The organism is Bradyrhizobium agreste (genome assembly GCF_016031625.1).
GTDB classification, from domain to species: domain Bacteria; phylum Pseudomonadota; class Alphaproteobacteria; order Rhizobiales; family Xanthobacteraceae; genus Bradyrhizobium; species Bradyrhizobium agreste.
This window is the reverse complement of the sequence record NZ_JACCHP010000023.1, coordinates 84,712-98,630: the sequence shown is the minus strand read 5'-3', so window position 1 is coordinate 98,630 and position 13,919 is coordinate 84,712. Positions and strand designations below refer to the sequence as shown.

At 64.1% G+C, this 13,919-nt stretch carries 9 protein-coding genes, 1 tRNA gene and 1 pseudogene; 4 read left to right on the top strand and 7 right to left on the bottom strand.

Annotated elements, in window-relative coordinates:
• Nucleotides 1-2,350, bottom strand: a 2,350-nt coding sequence (locus tag HZZ13_RS29035) for a chemotaxis protein CheA (protein ID WP_197962939.1), incomplete at its 3' end; no start/stop codon positions are given.
• 196 nt (nt 2,351-2,546) lie between these two features.
• Nucleotides 2,547-3,200 carry a histidine phosphotransferase ChpT gene (chpT, locus tag HZZ13_RS29030; protein ID WP_197962938.1) on the bottom strand — a complete coding sequence of 218 codons (654 nt, stop codon included), beginning with the start codon at nt 3,198-3,200 and terminating at the stop codon, nt 2,547-2,549.
• A 185-nt stretch (nt 3,201-3,385) separates the two neighbouring features.
• Here chpT and HZZ13_RS29025 point away from each other — a divergent pair, with 185 nt between their 5' ends.
• Nucleotides 3,386-4,213, top strand: a complete 828-nt coding sequence (locus HZZ13_RS29025; protein WP_197962937.1) for a 3'(2'),5'-bisphosphate nucleotidase CysQ family protein — start codon at nt 3,386-3,388, stop codon at nt 4,211-4,213.
• A gap of 9 nt (nt 4,214-4,222) precedes the next feature.
• On the opposite strand, the gene HZZ13_RS29020 is transcribed toward HZZ13_RS29025, so the two are convergent.
• The gene (locus HZZ13_RS29020; protein ID WP_197962936.1) at nt 4,223-4,708 is read right to left on the bottom strand and encodes a YHS domain-containing (seleno)protein; all 486 of its coding nucleotides are present in this window, start codon (nt 4,706-4,708) and stop codon (nt 4,223-4,225) included.
• Nucleotides 4,709-4,847: 139 nt separating this feature from the next.
• On the opposite strand from HZZ13_RS29020, the gene HZZ13_RS29015 reads away from it, so the two are divergent.
• From HZZ13_RS29015 to HZZ13_RS29005, 3 genes are all read left to right on the top strand, one after another.
• Nucleotides 4,848-5,453 carry a DUF1134 domain-containing protein gene (locus HZZ13_RS29015; RefSeq protein ID WP_197962935.1) on the top strand — a complete coding sequence of 202 codons (606 nt, stop codon included), beginning with the start codon at nt 4,848-4,850 and terminating at the stop codon, nt 5,451-5,453.
• A gap of 120 nt (nt 5,454-5,573) precedes the next feature.
• Nucleotides 5,574-6,872: a coiled-coil domain-containing protein gene (locus tag HZZ13_RS29010; protein ID WP_197962934.1), complete on the top strand. Its 1,299-nt coding sequence runs from the start codon at nt 5,574-5,576 to the stop codon at nt 6,870-6,872.
• 148 nt (nt 6,873-7,020) lie between these two features.
• Nucleotides 7,021-7,095 (top strand) — tRNA-Val (locus tag HZZ13_RS29005).
• A gap of 233 nt (nt 7,096-7,328) precedes the next feature.
• Here the strand turns inward: HZZ13_RS29005 and HZZ13_RS29000 are convergent.
• The 4 genes and pseudogenes from HZZ13_RS29000 to HZZ13_RS28985 form a co-directional block, all read right to left on the bottom strand.
• A pseudogene (locus HZZ13_RS29000) lies at nt 7,329-8,104 on the bottom strand (outer membrane protein).
• Nucleotides 8,105-8,381: 277 nt separating this feature from the next.
• Entirely contained in the window at nt 8,382-9,221 is an 840-nt protein-coding gene (locus tag HZZ13_RS28995; RefSeq protein WP_197962933.1) for a universal stress protein, read from the bottom strand.
• Nucleotides 9,222-9,312: 91 nt separating this feature from the next.
• The gene (locus HZZ13_RS28990; protein WP_197962932.1) at nt 9,313-9,702 is read right to left on the bottom strand and encodes a response regulator; all 390 of its coding nucleotides are present in this window, start codon (nt 9,700-9,702) and stop codon (nt 9,313-9,315) included.
• Nucleotides 9,699-13,853: a GAF domain-containing protein gene (locus HZZ13_RS28985; RefSeq protein WP_197962931.1), complete on the bottom strand. Its 4,155-nt coding sequence runs from the start codon at nt 13,851-13,853 to the stop codon at nt 9,699-9,701. Before HZZ13_RS28985 ends, HZZ13_RS28990 begins: the two co-directional genes overlap by 4 nt.
• Nucleotides 13,854-13,919: the final 66 nt, after the last annotated feature.

Here is a 13,919-nt window from a genome sequence, read left to right as displayed (position 1 = left end):
CCATCGGCAGGAAGTGGCCGACGTCGATCACCTCGGTGGCCTGGCCCTTGATCACGGCCGAGCCGAGAATGCCGGAGGAGGAGCCGCCGACCTCGATGTTGAGCCGTTCCTCGACGATGTCGATGATCTCGTCGACGACGAGGCCCATGGAGCGGCCGTCGTCGGCGAACACCAGGATCGGCTGGGCGCCCTGGCTGGCGATGGTGACGCCGTCCATGGCGACCAGCGGCATCAGCTGCTCGCGGTACTGCACCATGTAGCGGCCGTTCGAGAACTCGATCTTGTCGGCCGGCAGCTCTTCCAGGCGGGTGACGAGGCCGAGCGGAACCGCCTTGGGCTGCGACGAGCCGGCGCGGAACACCAGCAGCGAGGTGGTCTGCTCGCCACTTCCGATGTGATGGCCGGCGGCTTCGTCGCCCATGTCGTGGGCCGACGAGCCGGCGGCGCCGAGCGCCTTGGCAATGCCGTTGGGGTCGATGATCATGATCACCGCGCCATCGCCCAGAATGGTGTTGCCGGAGAACATGTCAATGTGACGCAGCTTGGTCGACATCGGCTTCACCACGATCTCTTCGGTGTGGAACACACCGTCGACGACGATGCCGAAGGTCTGGCTGCCGACCTGGGTGACCACGATGAAGCCGTTCTCGGGATCGGAGGCCGCGCCGTCGTCGATCTTCAAGAGCTTCTTGAGGTGGATCAGCGGCAGCAGCTTGTTGCGCAGGCGCAGCACCGCGGTGTCCTTGATGCGCTCGATGCGGTGCTCGGAGTTGGCGCGGGCGCGCACCAGCTCGACCACCGAGAGCTGCGGGATCGCAAAGCGGTCGCCGGCGGCTTCGACGATCAGGGCCGAGACGATGGCGAGCGTCAGCGGGATCTTGATGGTGACGGACGAGCCCTCGCCGGCCACGCTCTTGATGTCGATGGTGCCGCCGATCTGGTCGATATTGGTGCGGACCACGTCCATGCCGACGCCGCGGCCCGACACCGAGGTGATGGCGGCCGCGGTGGAGAAGCCCGGCGCGAAGATGAACTTGTGGATCTGGGCTTCGCTCATCTTCTCCAGCTCGGCCTCGGTGACGAGACCGGAGGAGAGCGCCTTGGCCTTGATCTTCTCGGTGTTGAGGCCTCTTCCGTTGTCGGCGATGCAGATGATGATGTGGCCGCCCTCGTGATAGGCGGACAGGCGAATGGTGCCCTGCTCGCCCTTGCCGCTGGCGAGGCGCTCGGCGGGGGTCTCGAGGCCATGATCGGCGGAGTTGCGCACCATGTGGGTGAGCGGGTCCTTGATCAAATCGAGCACCTGGCGGTCGAGCTCGGTGTCGGCGCCGTGCATCTCGAGCTCGATCTGCTTGCCGAGTTCGCTTGAGAGGTCGCGGACGATGCGGGGCAGCTTCTGCCAGGCATTGCCGATCGGCTGCATGCGCGTCTTCATGACGCCTTCCTGCAGCTCGGCGGTGACGTTGGAGAGGCGCTGCAACGGCACCTTGAACTCGGTGTCCTCGTTGCGGCGGGAGATCTCCAAGAGCTGGTTGCGGGTCAGGACCAGCTCGGAGACCATGGTCATCAGGTGCTCCAGCGTATCCACGTTGACGCGGATCGACTGGTTGGCGATGCGGTCGCCCTCGCCCGCGCTCTCGTCGGCCATCGACTTCTTCGGCGCGGCCTTCTCCTTGGGCGCCTTTGCGGCTTCCTTCGCAGTTTCCTTGGCAACGGGGGCTTCAATAGCCGGCGCGGGCTTGACCTCAGCCTTGACCTCGGCCTTGGCCACGGGCGCCGGCACCGGGGCTTCGATCGCGGTCTCGCGGAAGGCGCGCTCGAGCTCGTCGAGCGAGACCTCGCCCGGACGCAAGGGGCGCTCCAGGGTCTGCTCGACCAGCGTGCCCATGGTCATCGCCTTGGCGGGCGCAGCCGCCGGGGCTTCCGGCGCCAGCGGCGGCGCATCGGCAACGGGAGCGGCCGCCATGGCCGCCATGCCCTGCTCGACCATCGCCTCCAGCTTGTCGATGAGATCGCGGTCATTGCCTTCCGGCTCGGCCTCGGTCGCCTCCAGGCCTGCCAAAATCTCCTTGATGCGGTCGATCGAGGACAGGATCACCGTCACCGCCTCGGCGGTGACAGGCATGCCGTCGCGGAATTTGCCCATCAGGGTCTCGCCGGCATGCGCCAGCGCTTCCAGCCGCGGCAGGCCGAGGAAGCCGCAGGTGCCCTTGATGGTGTGGACCAGGCGGAAGATGTTATCCAGGATCTTGGCGTTGTTCGGCTCCTGCTCGAACTTCACCAATTGATTGTCCACGGTGTCCAGGCTCTCGCTGGTCTCCGTCAGAAACTCCCGCAACAGATCATCCATGAAAACAGGCCTTCATACAGGAAGGGCGCGCACGAGGCGTGATGCGCCATTTCGGAATGGGGCCAGCTTCACCGCAAAGCGTTTAATATTGGTTGAGTATGTGCAAAAGAACGGAACCAACAAAGAGATAAGGCGCTCCGGACAAGTCGAAGCGCCTCGTCAAGATTCGCTTAAGGAGCCGAGTGCGACGCGCTGTTTACGAAGCGGTAACGATGATGGCTTCGCCTTCGGGCTTCAGCGTCACGGTGAGCCCGCAGGCCTGCGCGAGCAGCCGCGTATAATAAGGCTGGATCGCATGCGCATCCGCAGCCGGCCCGCGCTCGCCGCTCAGGAGCTCGGAGATGTTCTGCGGCAGGCGCGCATTGTGTCCAGTGGCGGTGATGCGAAAGCTCATCGCCTCGCCCTCGCCGACCGGATCGACCGTCAGCATGCCGCCGCGCGGGATCGTGTGCTGGGCGACGACCAGCATGTTGAGCAGCAGCTTGACGCGGTTCTTCGGCAGCAGCAGCCGCGGCAGATTCCAGGTGATCGAGCACTTGCCGTCCTCGATGTGGCCCTTCGCCATGGTCTGGGCATCGCCGAGATCGATCTGCGCGCCGGAGGAGCCGGCCGCGCCGAAGGCAAGGCGGCAGAACTGGAGCCGGGCGGAGGCGGTCTTGGCGCTCTTGCGAATCAGGTCGAGCGCGAACTCGCGGTCCTCCGGCTTGGGATCGTCGTCGAGCACTTCGAGCCCGTTGACGATGGCGCCGACGGGGCTGATGAGATCGTGGCAGACCCGCGAGCACAACAGCGCGGCGAGTTCGAGCATATCGGGAGCAGTAGTGGTCGCGGGCGACGAAGCGTCAGACATATAATGGGGTCCTGGAGGGTTCCTGGAATTGCACGGCGCTGGACGCCGCGAATCACGCATGCTTGACGGATGCTGCGGGTTCTAACATTCGCAACCCCGCGCCAGCTAGCTTGCGATCGGTTCGGGGCCGCCATAAGAGCTGCGGGCGAATCGACCGAGAGGGCGGACTTGCCGATGAATGAGGCATGCAGGTGAGGATCATCGACGCCCAGGCCGCATCCGGATGGATGGAGCCGCTGACCGCGCTGGTGGTGAAGGCGGGCGAGGCGATCCTGGCCGTCAACCGCGCTGCCATGCGGATCGACGGCAAGCAGGATGGCTCGCCGGTGACCGAGGCTGACCTTGCCGCCGACCGCATCATCGCGGACGGGCTTGCTCAGCTCGCGGGCGACGTTCCGACGCTGTCGGAGGAGCGGACCCAGCTCGCCTCCCCGCCGTTTCAGGGCAGCTTCTTCCTGATCGATCCGCTCGATGGCACCAAGGAGTTCGTCGCCGGCCGCGACGAGTTCACCGTCAACCTCGCATTGGTGACGGACGGCGTGCCGCTGCTCGGCATCGTCTCCGCACCCGCGCTCGGCCTGCTCTGGCGCGGCATCGTCGGCCACGGCGCCGAGCGCGTGAGGTTCAACGGCGCGACGATCACAGCCGCCGAGCCGATCCGCACCCGCAAGCTGCCGACGCGGGGGGAGCCCTGGATCGCCGCGGTGAGCCGATCGCACGGCGATGCCAGAAGCGAGGCGTTCATCGCGAGCCGGCCCAATGCCGTCAGGATAACGTGCGGCTCGGCCGTGAAATTCGGCCGGATCGCGGAAGGCAGCGCCGACATCTATCCGCGTTTCGGGCCGACCTCGGAATGGGACGTCGGGGCCGGCTGCGCGGTCGTGACCGCAGCCGGCGGCAAGGTGACCGACGGCAAGGGCGGCGAGCTCCGATTCAGCCAGCGCAGCGACACCGGCTTCATCATCCCGGAGTTCATCGCCTGGGGCGACCCGCAGGCGGTAGGCTGCTACTGACCGGGCTCGTTACTGCCCGAGCGTCTCCTGCAGGGCCGGCCAGCGCTTGCCCACCTCATAGAGGAAGCGCTCGGGATCGGCGACGAAGGCGTCGCGATTGTCTTCGCGGCTGAACAAATAGAGCCGCTGCGCCACGATCGCGAAGAAATGCGGATTGGCGGCGACAATGACGCCGCGGGCGATATCGACCGGATCGTAGCCGCCGAATTGCGGTCCGTAGATCTCGGGGTGGGCAAGGAAGGAGGCGCGGTTGCCCTCGTTCCGGAAACGCCAGACCGCCCCCCAGAGGTTCGCCTCGAACTCGGCCGTGCCCTGCGCGGCCGCGCCGGTGACGAAATAGGCGACGGGGTCGAAGCCCTCGATGGCGACGCCGGTGAAGCGGTTGACGACGATCCGCTCCGTGGTGGCGGCCCCTGCCGGCCCGCCGGCACCGGAGATCCAAATGCCCGCCAGCAGGCAGAGGCGGCGGGCGATCAAGGCAATTCCGGGGCGCAAAGGGCTATCTTCCTGCCGTTGTGCCGTCATAGTTGCTGCGGATAACATCCGAGTCGAGGGGACATCCGGCGCAACCTAGAGCCGTGCCTGTTGGCGTCAGGTTAAGGAAGCGATTGGATTCGATACCAGGGGTTCTTTTATGACTTTCGCATCACGCCTTGCTGCGCTCGCGCTTGCCGGGATGATCGGCTGGATCGTGCCGGCCTCCGCCCAGCAGGCGCCCCCGCCTGACCTGCCGCCGCCGCAGCGGAGCCCCACGCCCAATACCTATGGGCCGGACGAGCTCGTCACCGCCGGCCATCGCTTCTTCGGCAACGTCTCGCGCGGGCTCGCCTCGATCATCGAGAAGGCGGTCAGCCAATGGGGCCTGCCGAACGGCTACATCCTGGGTGAGGAGGGCTCCGGGGCCTTCGTCGCCGGCCTGCGCTACGGCGAGGGCACGCTCTACACCAAAAATGCCGGCGACCTGCGCGTCTATTGGCAGGGCCCCTCGCTCGGCTTCGACTGGGGCGGCGACGGCGCCCGCACCATGACGCTGGTCTACAACCTGCCCGCCACCAACGCGATCTACCAGCGCTTCGCCGGCATCGACGGCTCGGCCTACATCATCGGCGGCTTCGGCATGACGGCGCTCACCGCCAACAACATCGTGCTGGTGCCGATCCGCTCCGGGATTGGGCTGCGCCTGGGCGCCAATATCGGCTATCTCAAGTACACCCCGCGGGCGACCTGGAACCCGTTCTAGGCGCGCGCCCTCCCCACTGCCCACCGATCAAGGTTAACGACAGGGCGGGGCTGGCTTTTTGCCGGCCCGCCATGGCATTGTCGTTGGTGAATTTTTCCTTAAGCTTGGGAGTTCTGGCCCATGGTCGAACCGATCATGTACCTGGCGATCGGTTTCCTGCTCTCGATGCTGTGCTGGCTCGCGATCGTGCCGCTGGTGCATAACCGCGCGGTGCGCCTGACCACGCGCCGGCTCGAGGCCGCCACCCCGCTGTCGATGGCCGAGATCCAGGCCGACAAGGACCAGCTCCGCGCCGAGTTCGCCATGTCGGCGCGGCGGCTCGAGATGAGTGTCGAGCAGCTCAAGAACAAGACCACGAGCCAGCTCGCCGAGCTCGGCAAGAAGAGCGACGCCATCAACCGCATGAAGATCGAACTGGGCGAGAAGAACGCCACGATCTTCGCGCTGGAAGCGCGCGAGAAGGCGATGAAGGAGCAGCTCCGCGCCACCGAGGAGGAGTTCAACGCCAAGACCGAGGCGCTGCACGCCGCCGAGATTGCGCTGGCCGACAAGCAGGCCGAGCTCGCCAAGATCAACTCCGAACTGTCCGACCGCTCGATGATGGCGGAGAGCCGCCAGGTCGAGCTGGTCGCCGTGCGCGCGCAGATCGAGGAATTGAAGCACCGCGTCGGCGATGCCGAGAAGGAATTTGCCGCCACGCAAGCGCGCCTCGCACAGGAGCGCACCGAATCCGAGACCGCCTCGCGCGAGCTCGGCGAGGCGCGCGGCCGCGTCGAGAATCTGAGCCAGCGCGTCACCGAGCTCGATCGCCAGCTCATCGTGCAGATCAAGGAGGCCGAGATGCTGTCGGGCCGCGTCGCCGATCTCGAGGGACGCCTCGCCACGCAGGGCAAGCTGCTCGCCGAGCGCGATTACGAGAACAACCAGCTGCGCCAAGCCAACGAGGCCAACGAGCGCACCATCAAGGAGCTGCGCGTCGAGATCGCGGGCCTCAGCGGCGGCAAGTCGTCGGCTGCGATGGAGCAGCTGCGCGCGGAAAAGGCCGCGCTGGAGGAGCAGCTGCGCACGGCGCGCGACGAGCGCGCCAAGCTTCAGCGCGACCTCAACGCGATCCAGCAGCAGGCGGAGAGTTCCTGGGCGACCGAGCGCATGGAGAACGCGCTGCTGCGCGAGCGCATCAACGACATCGCGGCGGAAGTAGCAAAACTCGCGATGCAGCTCGAAGGCCCGAACTCGCCGATCGAGGCGCTGCTCGCGGCCGAAGCCGGCCAGCCGCCGAAGCCGGCGCCGCGCCCGGCCAACGACGCCGCAAGCAACGGCGCTCCGGCGCCCCGCCTGCCCGAAGGCGGCGGAACGCTGGCCGAGCGCATCCGCGCGCTGCAGGCCCACGCCTCCCGCGCCCGCCAGCAGGGCGCGTAACGGCCGAAATCCGGCTTCCCTGCGAGCTGCCGAAGGTTTTCCGCCCCCGCGCCGCCTTGAAAACTTGACACCTTCCGCCCGCACTTCTAAATCGCGGGCTCCGATGTGCCGGCCGGCCGACGAGTCCGGCCGCCTGCATGATGGTCCCGGGCGCATAGCTCAGCGGGAGAGCGTTCCCTTCACACGGGAGAGGTCCAAGGTTCGATCCCTTGTGCGCCCACCACGCTTCGCCAAAAGGCTTCGCGTGGCGCAGCCAGGCCCAATGATGGCGAAGCGTGTCCGGCGTAGCTCGAAGAGCGTAGACGGACTGGGGCGTCCTGCTCCCGCTCCGTCGAAATCTCGAAAACAACCCCATGCACAGTAGGGGGGGTCAGTCGGATCAATGGGTTACGGCGTTGTCGAATCGGTCTGCCGGCGCTGCGCCCAGCGCAACGGCATCACCGGCCGTGTCCCGCCTCAGTATTTGGCGATGACGGGACCGCCCCAGCGATAGTTCAATCGCACGAGCCCGATGTCGACATCCTGGCCGATACGCTCGCTGCGCGTGAAGGCCCCGGCGGCCACGCCGCCAAAACCGCCTGCACCGGCGAACGCGATGTCGCGATGGCCGAGGAAGATGTGATCGTACTCGATACCCAGTGACCAGTTCGGGGCCAGCCCGAATTCGAGGCCGGCACCGATGACGCCGCCCCAACGTGTTTCGCTGGCTCGGTCGAATTCAAGGCCGGTGACGACGTCGTTGGTGCGGTACTTGTCGGCCACTGCCGCGCCACCGCCCTTCACGTACAGCAGCACGTTATTCCAGGCGTAGCCGACCTGCCCGGTGATCAGGCCAAACGCTTCGATGTGGGAACGGTTGCGAAGACCGGTGGGCGGGAAAAGCACCGTGCTGACGCTATCGCCCGTGAAGTCCGCCCAGTTGCCCTGGCCTTCGACGCCGAACACCCAGCTGGCAGACTGCCAGCGATATCCGATCTGCCCGCCGGCGGTGCCACCCGTGGCATCGTGGCACCCTTCCGGAACGACGATGCCAAGTCCAGGAGAGATCAGATCCCAGCACTTGCGGCTTGAGCCTCCGCCGCCATTGACGCCGATGTAGAAGCCGCTCCAATCGTAGACGGCAGCAACCATCGTTGCGGCGCCTTGGTATAGGGACGCGCCGCAAGATCGGCTGCGTTGGCGCCCGTGCAGACCAGCCCGAATGCTGCGACGGAAAGCAGCAATTTCTTCATCAGAGTCCCCCAACGAATCTCATGGTCATGCAATTGGGCTGAGTTTATCGATTTCCGAGGCGGTTGTATGTGATCGACATGCAACACTGAGGCGACTTCGCTGCGGGCGAGCCATGTCACGCTGAAGTTGGGTGGGTCGTCCAGGCGTCCGATGTGAACAAGCGGGCGTCAGAAAGCTTGTCCCGGACCGTTCGAGGAGCTTCCAAACGTTGGTTATCCAAAGCTCCGTGGTGCACCGCCGCGTTGCCAGCGACGAGAAAACCATGCCTCTTCTTCGCTAGTGAGCCATCAGAACGGGCAAATCCGCGTGCTCCATGATATAGCTGGTCGCCCCGCCGAATATCATCTGCCGCAGCCGCGTGCGGGTAAAGGCTCCTTTGATCAATAGATCGCAACCTTGAGCCCTGGCGGCATCGAGGACCGCCTCACCAGTTTCGCGCCCGTCCAGCTCAACGCTGATCGAGCTAGCCGCAATGCCATTGTATTGGAGTTGCCGAGCGATCTGACCGGCAGACGGTCCTGGCACCGCCTGGCCGCCGATCACGGTCAGGATCGATACCCTTTCGGCCAGACGAAGCAAGGGCATGGCAAATGCGTTTGCTCGCGCTTGCTCCGTACTCCCGTTCCAGTGGATCATGATGTTTGTTGCGACGCTTCTTCGTGCATTGACCGGCGCCAATAGAACGGGCCTGCCGCTCTCAAACAGCGCGGACTCGATCGCGCGGCGGTGCGGGCCGGCTGCATCAACGTCAGACCGCGCCATCACGATCAGATCGAAAGCGCGCCCATAACTTCCGACAAAGTCTTCACCCTCAGGCGCGTTCTCCAGCCAGCCGAAGCATGGCGGCTTCGACCCTGCGGCGGCTCGAGGAACATCATGCTTTTGCATGAATGCTTCGAAAAAGTTGCGCATGTCGTTCAGTTCGGCTTCGCTCTTCTCTTGATACGAGTCCAGGAGAATGCCGGTCGCCAATTCGGCGGCCGCATATTGAGGGATGCCGTACCGGAGTGGGAAACCTTCGATATAGGCGCCGGAACGTCGCGCGAGGTCTAAGGCCACAGCGAGCGTGGATGTCATCATCGGAACATTCTGAAGCGGGACCAGGAGCGTTTTCATTTTGAATCCCCGATTTTTCTGACGAAGAACCTGCTTTCAATTGGCGTCGTGTCTGCAACAGCTTCGCTTTGCGAGCCGGCAATGGTTGCCATCATGCGGCCTGCTCAAGCCTCGTATCGATCTCCTGGCGCAGCACCGCGAAGTCGATTGGTTTCGTCAATAGATCGGCGGCGCCCTTCTCCAGCGCCTTGCGCTTGGTCTCGGCATCGCCGTAGGCCGTGATCATGATGACCGGTACATCGGGACGGGCCGAGCGCACGATAGGCAGCATCTCCAGTCCGCTCATGCCGGGCATGTTGATGTCGGACAGGATCAGAATCAGCGTGGCATCCCCAATCTCGGCCGCGCGCTGCAATGCCAGGGGTGCCGAGGATACAAACTCCATCAGAAAACGGCCCGCGCGCAGATCGCGCCGAAACTGCTGGCGGAACAGCGCCTCGACATCGGGCTCGTCGTCGACCACCATGATATACACGCTCAAGTTCTGCCTCCGGTCTGCGACGGCGCTGCCCGCGTACGCGGCAGCGTAATGATGAACTCGGTATATTCGCCCGGCGCGGTATCGACCTCGATGCTGCCGCCGTGCTGCTTCACGATGATGTCGTGGCAGATTGAAAGACCAAGGCCAGTTCCTTCGCCGGCGGGCTTGGTCGTGAAGAACGGATTGAATATCTTCTCTCTGACATCGGCCGGGATGCCGGCGCCATTGTCGCGAATGCGGATCTCGACGGCGCCGCCGAGGTCTGTGGTCGTCGCGCGCAGCCTCGGCTCGAAGCCGTCACCGACGGCGTCCTTTCGCTTGCTTGCCGCGTAGAAACCGTTTGAAACCAGATTGAGGAACACCCGCGTGATTTCCTGCGGATACAGCTCGAGCGCCCCCGCAGACGGATCGAGTTTTCTTTCAAGCGCGATATTGAAGCCGGGTCTTTCAGCGCGGGCCCCGTGATAGGCCAGGTTGAGACTTTCCTCGAGGATGGCGTTGATGTCCGCCGCGCGGCGTTCGCCAGACCCTTCGCGGGAGTGCAGAAGCATGTTCTTGACAATGGAATCGGCGCGCGTTCCGTGCTGCACGATCTTTTCCAGGTTACCTTGCAGCATGTGTATCAGCGCCTCGATATCGTGCCTTTCCGCCTCGCCCAGGCCCGCTGAGCGCAGCGCGTCGCCGAGCTCGTCGGTCAGTTCGGAGGACAGCGCGGCAAAATTGTTGACGAAATTGAGCGGGTTCTTGATCTCATGCGCAATGCCGGCGGTGAGTTGCCCGAGCGAGGCCAGTTTCTCGGTCTGGATCAGCCGATCCTGCGCATTTCGCAATTCCTCGAGCGATTGCGACAGTTCCATAGTACGCTCGCGCAGTTCATTCAGCAGGCGCGCATTCTCGATCGCGATCACGCCCTGGTGTGCGAAATTGGACACGAGCTCGACCTGCTTGTCTGTGAAGGGTTTCACTTCCTGACGGAAGATCGTGATGGTGCCGATCAGCTCGTCTTCCTTCAGCATCGGCACGATGACGAGGGTCCTTGCGCCAGCAAGGTCGGCAAGCGCGCGAACGTTGGGGTCGCCTTCGATATAGGGCGGCTGCGTCCTGATGTCGTCGATGTGAACCGTCTGATGCGTCTTCTCGACGGTACCGAGCCCGCTCGCGGGATGTGGGCGAATGTGCTGGTAGAGCCGGGTATCGACATAAGCTTGCGGCGCGTTGTGCAACGCGACCGTACGAAAGCCGCCCTCCTCGTAGAGATTCATGGTGCCGAAGCCGGCGCCGCAAATTCGCGTCGCATTCTCCAGCATCTTGTGGAACACCGGCGTGAGTGCGCCCGATGAAGCGCTTATGATCTCCAGCACCTCCGACGTCGCCGTCTGCCGCTCCAGCGATTCATTCAATTGCTCGAACAGACGCACGTTGCCGATGGCGATAACAGCCTGATCGGCAAAGGTCTGCAGCAGGGTGATCTGCTTGTCGTCGAATGGGCGTACCTCCAAACGACGCAGCACGATCGCCCCCATGCTCTCGCCTTCGCGCAAGAGCGGCACACTCAAAACGGTCCGAACGTTGGAGCGCAGCGCATATTCGCGTCCCGTCGGGTATTGCTCCCCTTCGGGCCCTAGTAGGTCGTGCACATGAACGGTGCGACGATCGATAATCGCCCGGCCGCTAGGCGTTTCGCCACTGATCGATCGTCGGCTCCACACCACGGGAACCTGGCCATGGTGCGCCTGGATGACGAGATCGTCGCCATCCCTCAGAACCACCAGCGCATCATATGCCTCGCAGAGCCCGCATGCGCTTTCCACGATCGCGTTGAGCACCGGTCCGACTTCCGTCGGGGAGGAAGCGATGACCCTCAAGATATTGGCGCTGCCGGTCTGGTACGTCAGCGCCTCGGACAGATCGCGCGTCCTGGTTTGCAATTGTTCGAACAGCCGGACATTCTCGATGGCGATCACCGCCTGGTCGGCAAAGGTCTGCACGATCTCGATCTGTCGCTGGCTGAACGGGCCCGGCGCCGGCCGTGCCAAACTGAGCACCCCGATCACAACGCCCTCCCGGACGAGAGGTACGTTGAGGGTCGCGCGATAGCCGCCGATCCTCGCGAGGTCATGCCGCGTGAAGTCGGGATCGTTCATGAGATCGGCGACATGATCAATTTGACCGGTGAGCGCTGCGCGGCCGCTGGGCGTGTCGTGGCTCGGCGCAAGCGGCTGGCTCTTGCGCAGCGCGACCCATTCCGGCGGGTTGTTATGGGCGGCCTCGAGGTGCAGCAGGCCATCGCGAATGAGATAGATCGCTGCTCTGGGGTCGCCGCAGAGCCGTGCGGCCGAGCTGACAAGCGTCTCCAGAACATTGGGCAAGTCGAACGCCGAACGGCTGATCACCTTGAGCACATCGGCCGTTGCGGTCTGCTGGCGCAGCGACTCGCTGAGATCCTCAGTACGTTCGCGTAACTCCTTGAGCAACCGCGCATTCTCGATGGCGATCACGGCTTGATCGGCAAATGTGGCTGCGAGCTCGATCTGCTTTTCGGTGAAGGGCTGCACGCGCTTGCGGGCGATCACGATCGCGCCGATCGGCTCATTCTCGCGCAGGAGTGGGACACCCAGCGCCGTGCGTTGACCAGCCATCGCAATCGACGCCTGCAGGCCGTATTCGGGATCGGCAGCGACGTCGAGGATTTGCACCGGACGGCGTTCGAGGACGGCTCGACCCGTGACCGTGCCCCGGCCGGGGACAATCGGATGAGCTTGCAGAAAGGCGATGTAGTCCTCGGAAAACCCGACCGCTGCTCCGGCCTGATATTCATCGCCCTCGCGGCGCATGATGAATGCCATCTCCGCTTCGCACAGCCGTGCCGCCGAATCGACCAGCGTGTCGAGCACGGTTTGCAAATCGAAGGTCGAGCGGCTGATCACCTTCAGGACATCGGCAGTGGCGGTTTGCTGCTGGAGCGATTCGGCGAGATCGCGCGTCTTCGCCTGGACCTCATCGAACAGCCGCACATTCTCAATCGCGATCACGGCTTGATCAGCGAAAGTGGAGACCAGGTCGATCTGCTTGTCCGTGAACGAGTTCGCGGTCTTGCGGCCCAGGAACAGCACGCCGATCACTTCTCCGGACCGAAGCAGGGGTACGCCCAGAAGGGTGCGGTAACCGCCGGCCCTCTGTTGCTCGGGATAGTCATAGTCGGGATCGACCAGGACATCCGGGATCTGAACCGCCTTCCCGCACAGCAGGACGCGCCCGACGAGGCTACCGCGTCCAGCATTGAGCCGAACGCCCACCGAGACCTTGGCCCATTCGGGCGAGAAATTGTACCGAGTTGCGTGATAGTAGGAACCATCGGCGTCCTGCCGGAGGATTGCCGCCATGTCGGCCCCACACAGCGACGCCGCCGATTCCGTCAGAGTGTCGAGAACCGTTTGCAGATCGAACGCGGAGCGACTGATGACCTTCAACACATCGGCGGTCGCGGTCTGCTGCTGCAGCGATTCCCGCAAGTCGTCGGTCCGCGCCTTCACCTCGTCGAACAGCCGCACATTTTCAATGGCGATGACGGCCTGGTCGGCGAAGGTCTGCAGAAGTTGCACATGATGCGGAGCGAAGGCCCCCGGCTCGCCTCGCGTTACGCTGATCATGCCGATCACCACGCCGCCGGTCGCGAGCGGAACGAACAACATGCTGCGAAAACCGCGGGCGCGCGCGATGAACTTGATTTCGTTCGTCAGCGCTTCAGTATCGGGGGTCGGCACCACCTTGCCGGCCTCTGCCCTCGCAAAGCTCTCGAAATCGGCAATCGGACGCGGGAACATCTTCTTCAATGCTTCATCGGCGGCAGAATTCGTCGGCGTGAACGCCGCCAAGTGGGCATTGCCGTCGATGAAGCGGAATACGGTCGTCGAAAAGCCGCCGAGCAGGGCATTTGCGCGCCTCGCGATGGCATCGAATACCGGTTTCACCTCCGATGGCGAACTGGCGATGATCTTGAGAATGTCCGCGGTGGCGGTCTCGCGATCTTGTGCGGCGCGCAATTCGGCCAGGAGCCGCGCGTTCTCCTGCTGCAAATCCGCCACAACGTCCTGAGGAAGCGCGGCCATGATGAAAATCCACGTCGCCAGCCGGTTCGCGGCCGACGTCAAATCTAATCAAGAAAGCGTCGGGAATTATTCCACCATCAGGTGCTTCCGACCAGACCTACCGTGAGT